Source organism: Sedimentitalea sp. XS_ASV28 (genome assembly GCF_041224545.1).
GTDB lineage: Bacteria > Pseudomonadota > Alphaproteobacteria > Rhodobacterales > Rhodobacteraceae > Sedimentitalea.
Window position 1 is genome coordinate 23,597 of the sequence record NZ_JBGFGP010000105.1, and the last position, 14,007, is coordinate 37,603.

The window sequence follows — 14,007 nt, forward strand, 5'->3', positions numbered from 1 at the left end:
ACATCTGGCCGGGTGCCGCCGTCCGGGGAGGCCCGAACCAGACTGATCGACATGCCAGGGCTCTTTCTGATGCGTGGTAGCTGATTGCCCGTTGCCTCGCGCTTGTACCGCAGGCATTAAGGCCCGGATGGCAAAGCAGCTCGATTATCATACGATCCACGAGATCTTTACCCGCTTTCACGCGGCGGAACCCGAACCCAAGGGTGAACTCGATCACGTGAACGCCTACACGCTGGTTGTCGCGGTGGCGTTGTCGGCCCAAGCGACAGATGCTGGCGTCAACAAGGCGACGCGCAAGTTGTTCCAGGTCGTGACAACCCCCCAACAGATGCTTGAATTGGGCGAAGAACGGCTGATCGAGCATATCAAGACCATTGGGCTGTACCGCAACAAGGCTCGGAACGTGATGAAGCTGTCCCGGATTCTTGTCGAGCAGTACGGAGGAGAGGTGCCGAACTCACGCGCTGCGCTGCAATCGTTGCCCGGTGTCGGGCGCAAGACGGCGAATGTCGTGCTCAACATGTGGTGGCACTACCCGGCACAGGCCGTCGATACCCATATTTTCCGCTTCGGAAATCGCAGCGGCGTCGCGCCGGGCAAGGATGTGGATGCAGTCGAGCGTGCCATCGAAGACAATATTCCGGTTGATTTCCAGCAACATGCCCATCATTGGATGATCCTGCATGGGCGCTATCACTGCAAGGCGCGCAAACCGATGTGCCCCACATGTCTGATCCGCGACCTGTGTCAGTACGAGGACAAGACCGTATGAGCAATTACGACCTGGTGGGCATCGGCAATGCCGTTGTCGATGTCATCACCCAAGCCGATGACAGCTTTCTTGATCACATGGGAATCGAGAAGGGGATCATGCAACTGATCGAACAGGACCGTGCCGAACTGCTGTACGGTGCCATGGACGGTCGCGTGCAAACGCCGGGCGGTTCGGTTGCAAACACGATTGCCGGGGCCGGTGCCCTCGGGTTGGAAGCGGCGTTTATCGGTCGGGTCCGCGACGATGCGCTTGGCCGTTTCTATGCCGACGCAATGAACGAAAACGGGATCGATTTCGTCAATCCACCTGTATCCGGCGGCGAATTGCCCACGTCTCGTTCCATGATCTTTGTCTCGCCGGACGGCGAGCGGTCGATGAACACCTATCTCGGGATCTCCACCGGCCTGACCTCTGACGATGTGCCGCGCGCGGTTACGAGCAAGGCAAAGATCATGTTTCTGGAGGGGTATCTTTTCGACCATGATGCCGGCAAGAGCGCGTTTCGCGAGGCTGCGCGCGCGACGCGTGCGGGCGGTGGCAAGACCGGGATTTCCATTTCCGACGCGTTTTGCGTGGATCGGCATCGCGCGGATTTCCTGTCTCTGATCCAGCATGATCTGGATTTCGTCATCGGCAACGAAGCCGAGATTCAATCGCTTTTCGAGACCGACCATCTGGGAGATGCGCTGATGATGACCGCCGCGTTGTGTCCCCTTGTGGTTTGCACGAGATCGGGCGATGGCGTGACGGTGATGGAGGGCACCACGCGTCTGGATGTTCCGGTTGAACGTGTCAAACCGGTTGACGCAACGGGCGCAGGAGATCAGTTCGCTGCCGGGTTCCTGTTTGGCATGGCGCAGGGGCGTGACCTTGAGACCTGTGCGCGGATCGGCTGTGTCTGCGCCAGCGAGGTGATTTCGCATATTGGTCCGCGCCCGGAAGCCGACATGCCGAAACTGCTGCGCGAAAACGGCTTTTTGTGACGCCATGCTCACGGATGGGTATCATGACATCCCGGCGGGCAAGGTCGCGTCGATCGTCACGCATCTGGAAATGCGCGAACGGGTTGCAACACGTCCGGCGCGCGTGCCGGAGGGGCTGAAGCTGGAGCAGGTGACGCAGCCCGCGCCCGATTGGTATCGCGATCTGTTCATGCGGATCGGCGGGTTGGATTGGCTCTGGTTTTCGCGGCTTGGGCTGGACGATGCTGCGCTTGGTGAAATCCTGGATGATCCGCAGGTCGAACTCTATGCGCTGATGCGCGATGGCACCGCGCATGGGATGGTCGAGCTCGATTTTCGCCAGCCGGATGAGTGTGAACTGGCATTTTTCGGCGTCACCTCCGAACTGATCGGGCAGGGTGCCGGTCGGTACATGATGAACCATGCGATCACCACAGCGTTCGCCCGCCCTATTTCCCGCTTTCATGTGCATACCTGCACGCTCGACGCGCCACAGGCGCTCGGCTTTTATCAAAACTGCGGTTTCGTTGCATATCGCCAGCAGGTTGAGATCGCGAATGATCCGCGCCTGAACGGACAATTGCCGCTTGATGCGGGCGCACATGTGCCGATTTATCCGCTGCCATAGTCCAGAGAGCGCTGCCTGCCGCTGACGCTGAGAGATAGCGACCCGGCGCAAATAAAAGCGGTTCTTTTCGTCGGCTGGACGCATGGCGATCATTATTTCGACGAGCAGCGGAACGGGCCGGAACGATATTGCTGATGAGTGTCAGAGGCGCGGGCCGAATTCCGCGAGAACCTGTTCATAGACCGCGCGCTTGAACGGCACGATCGCCTGCACCAGCTGATCCGACGGCTGCCAGCGCCAGACGGTGAATTCGGGGTGACGGGTTGCGATGTCGACCTGTTCGTCGCGGCCAAGAAAGCGCATCAGGAACCATTTCTGTTCCTGTCCGCGATAGCGTCCCTTCCAGATATGCGGCACGATGTCATGCGGCAGATCATAGGGCAGCCAGTTTTCGGTTTCGCCAATGATCTCGACCAGATCCGAGGTGACCCCGGTTTCTTCCCACAGCTCGCGAAGGGCGGCATCCTTCGGCGATTCGCCCTTGTCCACGCCGCCCTGGGGCATTTGCCATGCTTCGGTATGGCGATCATTGCGCTGGCCGACGAAGACATCGCCATTGTCATTGACCAACATGATGCCGACACATTTTCGATAGGGCAGTTTTGCGATCTCGTCGGGGGTCATTTTCGTGCTCCTGCGATAGTGCCTCCTGTCTAGCGCCAACACGGGCTGGTGCAAGTGCATGACGCGGCGTTTTACGTGACACGTCGGCGATCCGAGCCCATGTTGCACGCGAAATAGGAGACTCCGATGGCTGACTATCCGAACCTGCTTGCACCGCTCGACCTTGGTTTTACCACCCTGAAGAACCGCGTTCTGATGGGATCCATGCATACCGGTCTCGAAGAGACGCGCGACTGGAACCGGGTGGCCGAGTTTTACGCCGAACGCGCCCGTGGCGGCGTCGCGCTGATGGTGACTGGCGGGATCGGCCCCAACATCGAAGGTTCGGTCTTGCCCGGGGCATCCATGATGACGACGCAGGAAGACATCGACAACCATGCGGTCGTGACCGAGCGTGTCCATGCGGAGGGCGGCAAGATCTGCATGCAGATCCTCCACGCCGGTCGTTATGCCTATGGACCGAAATGCGTGGCGCCCAGCCCGGTCAAATCACCGATTTCCCCGTTCCCTCCGACGGAACTCGACGAAGAGGGAATCGAAAAACAGATCGCCGATATCGTTGAAGCTGCGCGCAAGGCGCGCGAGGCCGGATATGACGGGGTCGAGATCATGGGCTCGGAAGGGTATTTCATCAACCAGTTCCTTGTCGCCCACACCAACAAGCGAACGGATCGCTGGGGTGGGTCTTACGAGAACCGAATGCGGCTGGCGATCGAGATCGTCCGGCGCACGCGCGAGGTGTGCGGCCCCGATTTCATCATCATTTATCGCCTGTCGATGATCGACCTGGTGCCGGATGGTTCGACCCATGAAGAGGTTGTGCAACTGGCGCAGGAAATCGAAAAGGCCGGCGCCACCATCATCAACACCGGTATCGGCTGGCACGAGGCGCGGATTCCGACAATCGCGACTTCGGTGCCCCGCGCGGCCTTTGCATGGGTCACGAAAAAGCTGATGGGCAAGGTCGGTATCCCGGTGGTCACCAGCAACCGTATCAACACGCCCGAGGTCGCCGAGGACGTACTCGCGACGGGCTGTGCCGATATGGTGTCGATGGCGCGCCCGATGCTGGCGGATGCGCATTTTGTGGCCAAGGCGGCGGCGGGCGAGGGGGATCGCATCGCGCCCTGCATTGCCTGCAACCAGGCCTGTCTGGATCATACTTTCGGCGGCAAGCTGACCAGTTGTCTTGTGAACCCGCGCGCCTGCAACGAAACCGAACTGGTGATCGAAAAGACCGATGCCGCCAAGCGCATTGCCATTGTCGGCGCGGGTCCGGCAGGCCTGTCCACGGCGATTACGGCGGCGGAACGCGGCCATGACGTGACCCTGTTCGATCGCGCATCGGAAATCGGCGGCCAATTGAACATGGCCAAGCAGATCCCCGGCAAGGAGGAATTCTGGGGGCTGGTCGATTGGTATCGCACGATGGTGTCCGATCTGGGCGTCAAGACAAAATTGGGCCACGAGGTTGCCGCTGCCGATCTGGACGGGTTCGACGAAATCATCATCGCTACCGGGGTGACGCCGCGCGATCCGAAGATCCCCGGTCAGGATGCACCGAACGTGGTCAGCTATATCGATGTCTTGCGCGACAAGGCCGAGGTCGGCGAGCGCGTGGCCGTCATCGGCGCCGGTGGCATCGGCTTTGACGTGTCCGAATATCTTGCGCATGAGGGCTCCAGCCCCACCGAGGATCTGCCCCTGTGGATGCAGGAATGGGGCGTGTCCGACCCGGCGGAGAATCGCAGCGGCCTTGCTCCCGAGGGCCCCCGGCCGCACCCGTCGGCGCGGCAAATCACGTTGTTGCAACGCAAGGCCAGCAAGCATGGCAAGGGGTTGGGCAAGACGACCGGGTGGATTCACCGCGCGACGCTCAAGATGAAGGGGGTGCAGTTCGTCGGTGGCGTGAACTATGAATCCATCGACGCCAAGGGCCTGCATGTATCCTTTGGCGAAGCACGAGAGAACCCGACGCTGATCGAGGCGGACACGATCGTGATGTGTGCCGGGCAGTTGCCCGAGCGGGGCCTGGCGGATGCGCTGATTGCACGCGGGGCCAAACCGCATGTGATCGGCGGCGCGGATGTTGCCGCCGAGCTGGACGCCAAGCGCGCAATCGATCAAGGCACCCGCCTTGCGGCCGCGCTCTAACCGCCATGTGCCGCGATGCTGTCCTGCGGGGCCTGGTCGCGGTCGGTCATGCCATAGTCGCGGATGACATGCGCAACGCGCAGGCGATAGTCGGCAAAAACACCGCCGCGTCCCTTGGCCTGGGCGCGCCGGTGCTGATCCAGCCTGCGCCATTCCTGAACGGCCGCTTCATCGCGAAACAGCGACAATGACAACAGCTTGCCGGGATTCGTCAGGCTCTGAAACCGCTCGACCGAGATGAAACCATCGACCTGTTCCGCGAGGGGGCGCATGTCGGCGGCAATGTCGAGATAACTGTCCTGCATGCCTTCTGCGGGTTCAACTTCGAAGATGATGGCGATCATTGTTGTTCTCCGTGCGGGGTCGATGCCAGCGTCAGCCATGTCCGGTCCTCACGCAACAGAAACCGTTCCCGCCGGGCAAATTCATAGTTTTCCCGCCCGAGCGCATCGGTGCTCAGCCGCGCGCGGCAGGCTTTGTATTCGGCAAGGATCGGGATGTTGTAGATGCCATAGGCAGGAATGGATGAACCTTCGTGCGGCGCGAAATATCCCACGAGATCCGCGCCGCCGCCGATCACGTCAGCATGGCGCAGATGCGCGGCACGGGCGTGCGCGCCTCACGAGTTCTTCGAATTTACCGAGAATTACATGTACTTGATCACATGGAATTGCCACAATTTCGTGCGCCTGAAAAATATGTATTTAATTCAAGTGAATAGGGTAAATTTCTGGCTGGCGGAAGGGCGTTAAAGGCGTTTCCATAGCGAGAACGGTCCACGGTGAAACCCCGATATTATCCCACGCTCGCCCCGATCTCGCCCAGTTTCGGGACGATACGATCTGCATCGTCCGATAGTTCTTGAGGTGCTGCGTATGGATCGTTTGACAGAAATGGAAGCCTTCGCCAACGTGGTGGATCAGGGTGGTTTTACCGATGCCGCCAAGAAGATGGGAATATCGAAATCCGCTGTTTCCAAACACGTGTCGAGCCTTGAGGCGCGATTGGGCGCGCGCTTGCTGAACCGTACCACACGCCGGGTCAGCCCGACGGAAATCGGATTGGCCTATTACGACCGCGCACGCCGTGTGCTGAACGATGCCGGCGAGGCGGACGCTCTGGTGACATCCATGCAATCCGCGCCATCCGGCCTGTTGCGGATCAGCGTGGCAACCGATTTCGGGGTCAACCACCTGTCGCCTGTCCTGTCCAAGTTCCTGTCGGATTTCCCGGACATTACCGTCAATATGGTTCTGAACAACCGATATGTCGAACTGATTTCCGAAGGGTTCGACATGGCGGTCCGGATCGGCGAGCTCGAAGACAGCACCCTTCGGGCGCGCAAGTTGACGGAAACCACCAAGCGGATGATCGCCTCGCCGTCCTATTTCGAGAAATACGGACGTCCGCAAAAGATTGACGACCTGAACGAACACAAGCTGCTGCATTACTCGAACCAGTCGAGCGGCAATGTCTGGCGCCTGACCGCGCCATCGGGTGAAAAGCGCCAGGTGCGCACCGCCGGCTGGCTGAGCGTCAATGACGGTCAATCGCTGTTGAACGCCGCGATTTCGGGGCTGGGGATCGCCTATCTGCCGAGCTTCCTTTATTCCGAGGCGCTTCAGGCGGGGTTGGTCGAAGACGCGATGCCGTCATTGCCAGCGGAAACCCAGGGCATATATGCGGTCTATCCTCCGGGGCGGTTCACCCAACCCAAGGTGCGCGCATTCATTGACTTTCTGGTGCATGCCTTTGCCGAAAAAGGTCCGGCCGACTGGTAAAAGAACGGTTGCACCGGCGCAGTCCGAGGTGGCTTTCAGCGCGTCGACAGCAAAATGGCTTCGACGCGCCGGTTGGCGTCGCGCCCTTCGGGCGTCAGGTTGGATGCAATCGGCGCAAGATATCCCATCCCCTCTGAGTCCACCCGGGCCGGGTCTACATCGAATTGATTGACAAGCCTGTCTCTGACGGCGCTTGCACGTTGTCTGGACAGGTCGATATTCGTCGCCAGCGCCCCGGTGCTATCCGTGTGACCGACCAGTGCGATACGATGTTCCGGATGATCTTGCAGATATGTGGCAAGCTGCTTCAACGACGCATGTGGCCCGGGCAAGAGGGTTCCCGCACCGCTGTCAAACTCCAGATCGCGCAGCACCACGTGCCCGTCGCGCTGCAACATCTGGCCGAGATCTGCCGTTGCCTCGCCAGTTTGTGCGGTTTGCGCGGGGGCATCAGCGGGCTCTGTGGTTTGGGATGACACGCGGATGGTCTGGATATAAGCGGCGTTGCCGCTGCGGCTGACCAGAATGCTGATGGCATCTTCGGCCGAGCGCGTGGCCGAGAGAAACCGGTAGTTCCGGATATCCACATGCATATCCGGTGCCGGGACGACCTCGGTTTCAAAGCGAAAATCGAAACCACCGCAGCCACGATCCTCGCATTGGAACACGAGATCGTAGCCCGCCTCTTCGAGTTGCTGCCGCATGGGTGCCATCAGTTGCAACGTCGTTGACGACGCGCCGTTGATGCGAAAGGTCCGGCGCTCCACACGCCCTTCAAAGCGGCGAGCAGGAACTGCGCCATCGGCAAAGCCGCCGGTCGGCAAATCGTAGCTGGCAAACGGGCTGGTCCGTTCCGACAACTGCCGCGCGGCGGCTGGCAAAGTCAGGTCCTGTGCCTGCCCCGGAACCGGCAACAGAGCGATCAGGGCGCAGGATGCGAGGCGGCACATTGTCATCTGAATTGCGCGTGATACTCGTCATTGGGGCGCATGGCGGTGGCGCTGGCGACACGGTTGGACATGTTGAAAAAACCGGCCACGTTGGCGATGTCCCAGATATCGCGGTCGCTGAACCCGACATCGCGCAGCGCCTGACGGTCTGCTTCCTCGATGGTCGCGCTCGCGGTGGTCATCTTGGCGGCGAAATCGAGCATGCCGCGCTGACGGGCATCAAGCGGCGCAACATGATAGTTCATCACCAGCATCTCGCCCAATTGCGGATTGCCCGACAATTGCCGGACCGCGGCGCCATGCGCGACCAGGCAATAAAAGCAACGGTTGATCGAAGATACCACGACCGCGATCATCTCGCGCTCAAGCTTGCTCAGCCCGCTCTCGGCCAGCATCAGGTCGTTATACATACCGGTAAACGCGTTGAGCTTGGCGATATCAAAGGCGTTTGCCTTGAGAACATTGGGGACCATGCCGAGTTTTTCGACGCAGATATCGAAATACTTCTGCGTTTCCTCGGGCAACGGATCAACCATCGGAAGATCAAGGGCGGTCGGCGGTGTCTCGGTTGTCACTTGGCTTCAGGCTCCATCTGGGAGATTTCGGTAATGATACTGTCCCACAGGCTGCATCCCCAGGGAAGTGTAGAGCGCGTTGGCGGCCGTGTTGTCGACCGTGCACATCACCGACAGCGTTTCCGCGCCCTGTTCGGCGGCCCAGAACGCGGCCGCGCGCATCATCCAGCGCGCCATGCCGCAGCGTCGTTGATGCGGCAGCACTTCGACCGCGTGCACCATCGCGACCCGATCATGCATCGCGGCAAAGGCGGTTCCGGCGGGCTTGTCGCGGTGACGGCCAAGAAAACCCGTCTTCGGGCCGGCGGCGCGCTCCATGATCGCAAGGCGCGCGGGGCCGATCCCGCCCGCTGCCCAGATTTCTCGCATGATCGCCAGCGGCTCCCAAAGCGAGAACACGGTGACGCGCGGTATCGGTTCATCCATCAGTTGCGCAGGGGGGCAGGCATAGATCGTGACGGGATCCTTGATGACATAACCGCGTTGGGCAAGGCTCTGGTCCAGTGCGGTTTCGCCTTGACGGACCATGAACATTACCGGTTGCTGCATGTCGCGCATGGCCGCCTGTGCGTCATCAAGGTCGGATTCGGTAAAATCCGCGTCCAGGTCGGTCAGCGTGGTTGCCGAGACGCGACTGCCGCCGCCCTGTCCCTCGCGCAGCGTCCAGACGCCATGTTCCAGGAACCGCGCGGCGGGCCAGGTGCCGTCGATCACGTCGTACCACGATGATGACATTTCGTTCATCCGAGCAGCACCTTGGACAATTGTGTCATTGCGGTATCCACCTGTGTGCCGTCCTGTCCGCGAATTACGATATTCGCACCAAACGCACCGTCTTTCTGAAAGGGATAGCACCCGATCGACAGGTCGGCATAGCGTTCTGCAAATTCTGAAAGGGTTTCGGCAATATCGCCTTCGCCGCGAAACACCTGCAGGCTCTGGCTCAGCAAGGGTGCACCGCCGGTCAGCGTGGGTAGCACGCTGGCGACCATTGCCTGAAACACCTGGGGAACGCCGGCCATGACATGCACATTACCCAGTGTGAAACCCGGCGCGCGGGATACCGGATTGTCGATCAGGCTGGCGCCTTCGGGAATGCGCGCCATGCGCAGGCGCGGGGCATTCAGCTCGAGCCCGCTTTTCGCGTAATGGTCCTCGAGTATCTTGCGGGCATCATCACGGACATCGATCGTCACGCCAAACGCGGCGGCAATGCAATCTGCGGTGATGTCGTCATGAGTGGGCCCGATTCCGCCACTGGTGAAAACGATATCGTGGGTTTCGGACAAGGCGCGGGTGGCGTCGATGATCGCATCATGATCGTCGCTGACGACGCGCACCTGTTTCAGATCGATGCCGTTCTTGGTCAATTCGCCGGCCAGGTAATGCATGTTCGAGTCGCGCGTGCGCCCTGACAGGATTTCGTCACCGATCACCAGCATCGCGGCGGTAGGATTTGCCATGGCATGCCTCGCTTGAATGGTTGCGCCTGCAGGTATAGGCCCTTGCCCATGCGCTTTGAAACCCCTCTTGTTCCCGCCCGGCTGATCCGCCGCTACAAACGCTTTCTGGCCGATTGCAGGCTGGAGGATGGGCGCGAAATCACCGCCCATTGCGCCAACCCCGGATCGATGATGGGGCTGGCGGAGCCGGGCCAGAAGGTCTGGCTCGAACCGAATGACGATCCGCGCAAAAAGCTGAAATTCGGCTGGCGCCTGGTCGATCATGAAAACGGGCATTTTACCGGTGTAGACACCTCGGTACCCAATCGCGCGCTTCGCTCCGCGTTGACTGCCGGACAGGTCGAAGGCTTGATGGGCTACGGCACCGTACGCCCCGAGGTCAGGTATGGTGAGTCGAGCCGCATCGACTTCCTTCTGCGCCAAGACGGCCGTCCCGATGCCTATGTCGAGGTCAAGAGCGTGACATTGTGTCGCCAGCCGGGGCTGGCCGAATTTCCGGATTCAGTGACCAAGCGCGGCGCGAAACACCTTGCAGAATTGGCTCATGTGGCCGAACAGGGACATCGCGCCGTGATGCTGTATCTGGTTCAGCGCACCGATTGTACGGCGTTCGCCCTCGCGCGCGACATTGACCCGGAATATGCTGCGGCCTATGACGCCGCCCGCGACCGGGGCGTTGAAACACTGTGCTTTGGAACCAGGATTTCGCCGCAGGGCATTGACCTGGGGTGGCCTGTTGCGGTCGTGATTTGACCTCCACTGGCACTTTTGCGTGTGGGGCATTAACTATATGGTAAGTCAAGAGACATGGAGTCAACGGTGAACAACGAGCTGCGCGGCCGTCTGACCAAGGATGGCATCCGAATTTACGATCGCTCCGATTTCAACGGAATGCATGCTGCGGGTGCACTCGCGGCGCGAATTCTGGACGATATTCGTGACCATGTGTTCGTCGGGCAAACCACCGGAGCGATTGATGCGGCCATCACCCGCATGGTCGAAGAGGCGGGCGCGAAATCCGCCACCATCGGTTACAAGGGGTACGAGCATGCGAGCTGTATCTCGGTGAACCATGTGGTCTGCCACGGTATTCCCGGCGACAAGAAACTCAAGGATGGCGACATCCTGAACATCGACGTCACGGTGATCGTTGATGGCTGGTTCGGTGACACAAGCCGGATGTATGTCGCCGGCAAACTGCCGCGCAAGGCAGAGCGGCTGATCCAGGTCACGCATGATGCGCTGATGAAGGGGATCGAGATCGTGAAGCCGGGCAACACGTTCGGCGATATCGGCCATGCGATACAATCCTATGTCGAGGCGCACCGCATGAGCGTGGTACGCGATTTCTGCGGACATGGTCTGGGCCGGGTGTTTCACGCGCCGCCCAACGTGCTGCACTATGGTCGTCCGGGAGCCGGCGCGACGCTGGAAGAGGGCATGTTCTTTACCATCGAGCCGATGGTGAACCTGGGCCGCCCGGAAACCAAGACCCTTGCCGACGACTGGACGGCGGTAACGCGCGACAAGTCCCTGTCCGCCCAGTTCGAGCATTCGATCGGCGTGACGTCGGACGGGTTCGAAATCTTCACGCTGTCACCTTCCGGGCGCTTTCATCCCACCTACGACGGCTGACCGGCACCGACAGAACAGCGTGATGCTCAGGCCGCGCCGCCGGGTGCCTGTAGCAAGGTCACATGCGTGTCGCCGTATTTCCGGGTGTCGATCAGGGTGAAGTCTTCGGGTGCCGGCATTGGGGCGCTTTCTTCCCAGACGATCAAAGCTGCGGGTGCGATCCAGCCACCTTCAAGCGCAGCGGCAAGCGCCTTTTGTCCGAGCGATTTGCCGTAGGGCGGATCAAGGAACACGAGATCGCAGACCGTGCCGGGGCAGGGGCCGAGCCGCGTCGCATCGCGGCGCAACAGATCGGTTTGGCCTTCGCTGCGGGTCAGTTCGATATTCCTGCGGATTAATTGCCCGGCAGCGCGTCCGTCATCGACGAATGTGACATGTGCCGCGCCGCGCGACAGCGCCTCGAGACCGAGCGCGCCCGTGCCCGCAAAAAGATCGAGCACCCGCGCGCCCTCAAGGTCATGGCGGTGCGCCAGCACATTGAACAGGCTTTCTCGCACCCTGTCCGTCGTCGGCCGCAAATGCGCTGCGGAATCGCCCTTGCCAACAGGGGCCAGAGCCCGCCCGCGAAAACGTCCGGCGATGATCCTCACGGGCGCAGCAGCGATTTCAGGTCGGTTTGGGGGTTGGCAATGTCGTCCGGGGCGGGCGACTTTCCCGCCTCGATCAGGCGTTTGCCAATCATGTAACCTCGGGGATCGTTCATCGCGTCAACCGCACGCAGCGTGTCGCCGGCATAGTACCAGAACGAAACCGAGCCCTTGTCGCCGTGGCGCGTCACAACGCGATCATAGCCCGAGTTCAGCCCCGCGATCTGCAATTTCACGTCATATTGATCCGACCAGAACCAGGGCCTTGGAATATATGGCCGCGCCGCACCAAGCATGTTTTCCGCAACACATTCCGCCTGATCGATGGCGTTGGGGACGCTTTCGAGACGGATGCGGCCGCCCGCATGGGGAAAGGACGCGCAATCGCCCGCCGCCCAGATCGACGGATCAGAGGTCCGGCCCATCTCGTCAACCGCAATGCCGTTGTCGATGGTCAGCCCGGCCTGTTCGGCGAGCGCGCCAGACGGCGCGATGCCAACGCCGACGATCACGAAATCAAGGTCGATTTCACTGCCATCGCTCAGGACCGCCCCAACGACCCTGCCATCGCTTCCATTCAGGCGATCCAGCCCGACTCCTTCGCGGATTTCTACGCCATGACCGCTGTGCAGCGCGCGGAAATAATCGCTGGTCTCGGGCGCGGCGACCCGTTGCAGGATGCGATCCGCCATCTCGACAAGCGTCACCTTGACTCCGCGCTTGGCAGCAACCGCCGCCGCCTCAAGCCCGATATACCCGCCACCGACGATCAGCGCACGGGCGCCTTCGGTGACGGCAGACGCCATGGCGTCGACATCCGACAGGGTGCGCACCACATGAACACCATCCAGGTCGCCACCGATCGCGGCTGGCAGCCGGCGCGGTTCCGACCCCGTGGTCAGCGCGAGTTGGTCATAGGAGATCACCTCGTCCCCGATTGCCACCGTTCTGGCCGCCGGATCGATTGCCGTCACGGTGGCACCGGTGCGCAGCGTTATGTTCTGATCGGCGTAAAAGCTCTCGGGTCGCAGGTAGAGGCGCTCCAGTTCCATGTCGCCGAGCAGATACGCCTTGCTGAGTGGTGGCCGCTGATAGGGCGGAACAGGTTCGGCTCCGATAAGCGTCAGTTCGCCCTCAAATCCGCTATTGCGCAGTTTGGCCACCAGAGAAGCCCCGGCCTGACCGGCCCCGATCACAACGATATGGCTCATCTGTCTACATCGCCCCTTGCAAGTGGTTGTTCCGTTGCTCACAAATCCTAAATGTGACACTGGCGCAAACGAAATTTCAGAAAGGAACTCAGCATGACGATTTCCACCGGAGAGAAACTGCCCGAGGCAAAGTTGGTCGCATTGGGGGCGGATGGACCCGAAGCGGTCTCGCTCGCGGACAAGACTAAGGGACGCAAAGTCGTGATTTTCGCGGTTCCCGGAGCCTTTACGCCCACCTGCCATTCCTCGCACATGCCCAGCTTTATCCGCACCAAGTCGCAGTTCGACGACAAGGGCGTCGACGAGATCATCTGTGTATCGGTCAACGACCCTTTCGTGATGAAGGCCTGGGGCGACTCAACCGGCGCGGAAGAGGCCGGGCTGACCTTGCTGTCCGATCCGGAAAGCGCGTTCACCAAGGCAATCGGCATGGATTTCGACGCGCCTCCCGCCGGGCTGATCGCCCGTTCGCGGCGCTATGCGATGCTGGTCGAGGACGGCACTGTCTCGCTGTTGCAGGTCGAGGAAAACCCCGGTGTCTGCGACGTGTCGGGCGGCGAAGCGCTGCTTGAGTCGATGTAGTGACACCGCGGTCATCGGGGGCCGCTTCCCGATGACCGCAGCTTTCATCCTCGCCGCCCGGAATGGCGATCGGGATGGTA

General features: G+C 60.8%; 16 protein-coding genes and 1 pseudogene. 8 read left to right on the plus strand and 9 right to left on the minus strand.

Annotated features, from left to right (window positions below):
* The first annotated feature begins 127 nt into the window (after positions 1–127).
* From nth to AB9K34_RS06795, 3 genes are read left to right on the plus strand one after another with little or no spacing between them, the layout of a single operon-like run.
* Positions 128–772, plus strand: coding sequence for an endonuclease III (gene nth, locus AB9K34_RS06785; RefSeq protein WP_369953665.1), 645 nt, complete (start codon positions 128–130; stop codon positions 770–772).
* Positions 769–1,758, plus strand: a complete 990-nt coding sequence (locus AB9K34_RS06790; protein WP_369953666.1) for an adenosine kinase — start codon at positions 769–771, stop codon at positions 1,756–1,758. The genes nth and AB9K34_RS06790 overlap by 4 nt, the downstream gene beginning before the upstream one ends.
* A 4-nt stretch (positions 1,759–1,762) precedes the next feature.
* Positions 1,763–2,365, plus strand: a complete 603-nt coding sequence (locus AB9K34_RS06795) for a GNAT family N-acetyltransferase (protein ID WP_369953667.1) — start codon at positions 1,763–1,765, stop codon at positions 2,363–2,365.
* 141 nt (positions 2,366–2,506) lie between these two features.
* Here AB9K34_RS06795 and AB9K34_RS06800 read toward each other — a convergent pair whose 3' ends face one another.
* Positions 2,507–2,989, minus strand: a complete 483-nt coding sequence (locus AB9K34_RS06800; RefSeq protein WP_369953668.1) for an RNA pyrophosphohydrolase — start codon at positions 2,987–2,989, stop codon at positions 2,507–2,509.
* Between the two features lie 126 nt (positions 2,990–3,115).
* Between AB9K34_RS06800 and AB9K34_RS06805 the strand changes: the two genes are divergently transcribed.
* Positions 3,116–5,143, plus strand: coding sequence for an FAD-dependent oxidoreductase (locus AB9K34_RS06805; RefSeq protein ID WP_369953669.1), 2,028 nt, complete (start codon positions 3,116–3,118; stop codon positions 5,141–5,143).
* Here AB9K34_RS06805 and AB9K34_RS06810 read toward each other — a convergent pair.
* Both AB9K34_RS06810 and AB9K34_RS06815 read right to left on the minus strand, forming a co-directional pair.
* A complete protein-coding gene (locus tag AB9K34_RS06810; RefSeq protein WP_369953670.1) occupies positions 5,140–5,487 on the minus strand; it encodes an antibiotic biosynthesis monooxygenase in 348 nt (115 codons plus the stop codon). The genes AB9K34_RS06805 and AB9K34_RS06810 overlap by 4 nt on opposite strands.
* A pseudogene (locus tag AB9K34_RS06815) lies at positions 5,484–5,711 on the minus strand (NIPSNAP family protein); the annotation flags it as partial. The gene AB9K34_RS06810 and the pseudogene AB9K34_RS06815, both read right to left, overlap by 4 nt.
* Positions 5,712–6,018: 307 nt before the next feature.
* Between AB9K34_RS06815 and AB9K34_RS06820 the strand changes: the two are divergent.
* Positions 6,019–6,924, plus strand: a complete 906-nt coding sequence (locus tag AB9K34_RS06820; protein ID WP_369953671.1) for a LysR family transcriptional regulator — start codon at positions 6,019–6,021, stop codon at positions 6,922–6,924.
* 35 nt (positions 6,925–6,959) lie between these two features.
* Here the strand turns inward: AB9K34_RS06820 and AB9K34_RS06825 are convergent, their stop codons facing one another.
* The 4 genes from AB9K34_RS06825 to AB9K34_RS06840 are packed head-to-tail and all read right to left on the minus strand — an operon-like array spanning position 6,960 to position 9,912.
* Positions 6,960–7,880, minus strand: a complete 921-nt coding sequence (locus AB9K34_RS06825; RefSeq protein ID WP_369953672.1) for an OmpA family protein — start codon at positions 7,878–7,880, stop codon at positions 6,960–6,962.
* Positions 7,877–8,449 carry a peroxidase-related enzyme gene (locus tag AB9K34_RS06830; protein WP_369953673.1) on the minus strand — a complete coding sequence of 191 codons (573 nt, stop codon included), beginning with the start codon at positions 8,447–8,449 and terminating at the stop codon, positions 7,877–7,879. The genes AB9K34_RS06825 and AB9K34_RS06830 overlap by 4 nt, the downstream gene beginning before the upstream one ends.
* A gap of 6 nt (positions 8,450–8,455) precedes the next feature.
* The gene (locus AB9K34_RS06835) at positions 8,456–9,184 is read right to left on the minus strand and encodes a GNAT family N-acetyltransferase (protein ID WP_369953725.1); all 729 of its coding nucleotides are present in this window, start codon (positions 9,182–9,184) and stop codon (positions 8,456–8,458) included.
* Between the two features lie 5 nt (positions 9,185–9,189).
* Entirely contained in the window at positions 9,190–9,912 is a 723-nt protein-coding gene (locus tag AB9K34_RS06840) for a competence/damage-inducible protein A (RefSeq protein ID WP_369953674.1), read from the minus strand.
* 48 nt (positions 9,913–9,960) lie between these two features.
* On the opposite strand from AB9K34_RS06840, the gene sfsA reads away from it, so the two are divergent.
* Positions 9,961–10,665 carry a DNA/RNA nuclease SfsA gene (gene sfsA, locus AB9K34_RS06845; protein ID WP_369953675.1) on the plus strand — a complete coding sequence of 235 codons (705 nt, stop codon included), beginning with the start codon at positions 9,961–9,963 and terminating at the stop codon, positions 10,663–10,665.
* A 54-nt stretch (positions 10,666–10,719) separates the two neighbouring features.
* Positions 10,720–11,547, plus strand: a complete 828-nt coding sequence (gene map, locus AB9K34_RS06850; protein ID WP_369953676.1) for a type I methionyl aminopeptidase — start codon at positions 10,720–10,722, stop codon at positions 11,545–11,547.
* A gap of 26 nt (positions 11,548–11,573) precedes the next feature.
* On the opposite strand, the gene rsmD is transcribed toward map, so the two are convergent.
* Positions 11,574–12,137: a 16S rRNA (guanine(966)-N(2))-methyltransferase RsmD gene (gene rsmD, locus AB9K34_RS06855; protein ID WP_369953677.1), complete on the minus strand. Its 564-nt coding sequence runs from the start codon at positions 12,135–12,137 to the stop codon at positions 11,574–11,576.
* Entirely contained in the window at positions 12,134–13,345 is a 1,212-nt protein-coding gene (locus tag AB9K34_RS06860; protein ID WP_369953678.1) for an NAD(P)/FAD-dependent oxidoreductase, read from the minus strand. The genes rsmD and AB9K34_RS06860 overlap by 4 nt, the downstream gene beginning before the upstream one ends.
* Before the next feature lie 93 nt (positions 13,346–13,438).
* Here AB9K34_RS06860 and AB9K34_RS06865 point away from each other — a divergent pair, with 93 nt between their 5' ends.
* Positions 13,439–13,927 carry a peroxiredoxin gene (locus AB9K34_RS06865; protein WP_369953679.1) on the plus strand — a complete coding sequence of 163 codons (489 nt, stop codon included), beginning with the start codon at positions 13,439–13,441 and terminating at the stop codon, positions 13,925–13,927.
* Positions 13,928–14,007 lie beyond the last annotated feature (80 nt).